This is a genomic window from Micromonospora sp. URMC 107 (assembly GCF_051386315.1).
Lineage (GTDB): Bacteria > Actinomycetota > Actinomycetes > Mycobacteriales > Micromonosporaceae > Micromonospora.
This window is the reverse complement of record NZ_JBPQTK010000259.1, coordinates 1-2,114: the sequence shown is the minus strand read 5'-3', so window position 1 is coordinate 2,114 and position 2,114 is coordinate 1. Positions and strand designations below refer to the sequence as shown.

Annotated in this window: 2 protein-coding genes; both read right to left on the bottom strand. The window is 70.0% G+C overall.

The window, feature by feature from the left end:
• Positions 1 to 95 precede the first annotated feature (95 nt).
• The gene (locus tag ACSNN9_RS28335) at positions 96 to 1,052 is read right to left on the bottom strand and encodes an ABC transporter permease (protein ID WP_436676369.1); all 957 of its coding nucleotides are present in this window, start codon (positions 1,050 to 1,052) and stop codon (positions 96 to 98) included.
• On the bottom strand, positions 1,049 to 2,053 hold the full coding sequence (locus ACSNN9_RS28330) for an ABC transporter permease (RefSeq protein WP_436676368.1): 1,005 nt from the start codon (positions 2,051 to 2,053) through the stop codon (positions 1,049 to 1,051). Before ACSNN9_RS28330 ends, ACSNN9_RS28335 begins: the two co-directional genes overlap by 4 nt.
• Between the last annotated feature and the right edge of the window lie 61 nt (positions 2,054 to 2,114).

Here is a 2,114-nt window from a genome sequence, read left to right as displayed (position 1 = left end):
CTGCGGGGCTCGCAAGCTCACTCCTCGCGCTCACCGTGCTGGCCTTTCGTTCGCGACTGCGGGGCTCGCAAGCTCACTCCTCGCGCTCACCGGCCCTACTTCCGCAGCTTCGGGTCGAGTGCCTCGCGCATCGCCTCGCCGAGCAGGGTGAAACCCAGCGCGGTGACGATGATGGCGAGGGCGGGCAGGATCGCCAGCCGGGGCGCGGAGTCCAGGTACTGCTGCGCGTCGGCGAGCATCACCCCCCACTCGGGGATGGAGGCGTCGTTGTTGCCGAGGCCGAGGAAGGAGAGCGCCGCGGCCTCGATGATCGCGGTGGCCAGCGTGAGGGTGGCCTGCACGATGACCGGGGCGAGCGAGTTCGGCACCACGTGGGCCAGCGCGATCTTCGGCTTCTTCACGCCCAGCGAGACGGCGGCCAGGACGTAGTCGCTGTTCGCCTGGGAGATCATCGAGCCGCGCAGCAGCCGGGCGAAGACCGGCACCGACACCACGCCGACCGCGATCATGACCGTGGTCAGACCGGCGCCGAGCAGGGCGGCGATGCTGATCGCCAGCAGCAGGCTCGGCATGGCCAGCAGCATGTCGACGAAACGCATCAGCACGTTGTCGACCGCCCGGCCCCACCGGCCGCCGAGGCCGGCGGCGGCACCGGCGATCCCGCCGATCAACGAGCCGACGGCGAGGCCGATCAGGGTGGACACCACGCCGACCAGCAGGGTCTGCCGGGCGCCGACGATCATGCGGCTGAACTCGTCGCGACCGATGTGGTCGACGCCGAACCAGTTCTCCGACCGGAAGCCGGGGAAGTCGCCGAGGCGGATCTCGCCCTTCCAGAGCTGGGCGTCCGGGGGGTGCGGGACGAAGAACGGCCCGAGGACGGCGACCAGCAGGAACAGGCTCAGGATCACCGCGCCGACGATCGCCGCCGGGTTGCGCCGCAGCCGGCGGAACGCCTCCTTCCAGAGGCTGACGCCGCGCTCGTCCTCCCGGGCCGCCAGCTCAGAGAGCCGGTCGATCTTTTCCTTCTTCTTGCCGCTGGTGATCGTCATCGGACCCTCACCCTCGGGTCGATCAGGCTGTAGGAGAGGTCGACCAGGAGATTCACCAGCACGTACACCACCGCGATGATCAGGATGAAGCCCATCAGGACCGGATAGTCACGCTGGCTGATCGCCTCGTAGATGAAGGCTCCGATGCCGCTGAAGGCGAAGACGGTCTCGGTCAGCACCGCGCCGGAGAGCAGGCCACCGGTGAGCAGGCCGATCGAGGTGACCACCGGCAGCATCGAGTTGCGCAGCACGTGCCGGCGCCGGACCGTGCTCTCGGTCAGGCCCTTCGCCTCGGCGGTGCGCACGAAGTCCTCGTTGAGCACCTCCAGCACGCTGGCGCGGGTGATCCGGACGATGATCGCCAGGGGGATGCTGGCCAGCGCGACGGCCGGCAGCACCAGGTGCCAGAGCGCGTCGGCGGCGGCGTCCCACTCCCGGGTCATGATCCCGTCGAGGACGAAGAAGTTGGTGATCCGCGTCGCCCCGAGCGTCGGGTCCTGCCGGCCGCTCGCCGGGAACCAGCCGAGGTTCTCCGCGAAGATCGCCTTGAGCACGTACGCGAGGAAGAAGACGGGGATGCAGATGCCGATCAGGGAGCCGCCGACCGAGAGGTGGTCGAGCATCCGGCCGCGGCGTCGGGCCGCCAGGTAGCCCAGCGGGATGCCGAGGCCGATCGCGATCAGCATCGCGGTGATGGAGAGCTCCACCGTGCCGGGGAAGCGCTCGACGAACTCGGTGACGACGGTGCGCTTGGTGGAGGTCGACGTGCCCAGGTCCAGGCGGATCAGCCGCCGCACGAACCGGCCGTACTGCACCAGGATCGGCTCGTCGAGGCCCATGTTGCGCCGGATCTGGGCGCGCATCTCGGGCGTCCCGCGCTCACCGAGGATGGCGGTCTCGGGACCGCCGGGCAGTCGGCGGAGCCAGATGAACAGCAGGAGGGAGAGCCCGAACAGCGTGGGTATCAGCTGGAGCAGGCGTCTGACGATGAACCGGAACACGGCGGCCTCGTAAGGGGTACGGAGGGTCGGGGGGGGGGGGGGGGGGGGGGGGGGGGGGGGG